Annotated in this window: 1 protein-coding gene; it reads left to right on the top strand. The window is 65.7% G+C overall.

Annotated features, from left to right (window positions below; translation table 11 throughout):
* The coding region (locus R0J88_RS20330; protein ID WP_410900925.1) for a trehalose-6-phosphate synthase at positions 1 to 271 on the top strand (271 nt) is incomplete at both ends.

Raw genomic sequence — 271 nt, 5'->3', positions numbered from 1 at the left:
GCTTCTCGAACGCGACGCTGTGGCCGGTATTCCATTACCGAAGCGATCTCGCGCGCTTCGACCGGCAGGAGTACGCGGGCTATCTGCGCGTGAACGCGATGCTCGCCCGGCAGCTCGCCGCGCTGTTGCGGCCCGACGATCTGATCTGGGTGCACGACTATCATCTGCTGCCGTTCGCGCATTGCCTGCGCGAGCTCGGCGTGAAGAACCCGATCGGCTTCTTCCTGCACATCCCGTTTCCGTCGCCCGACATGCTGCGCGTCGTGCCGCC

It is taken from the genome of Pseudoalteromonas sp. SIMBA_162, assembly GCF_046535955.1.
In the GTDB taxonomy this organism is placed as follows: Bacteria; Pseudomonadota; Gammaproteobacteria; order Enterobacterales; family Alteromonadaceae; genus Pseudoalteromonas; species Pseudoalteromonas marina.
Note: the sequence above shows the minus strand (reverse complement) of the source record. Positions and strands in the feature narration are given on the sequence as shown.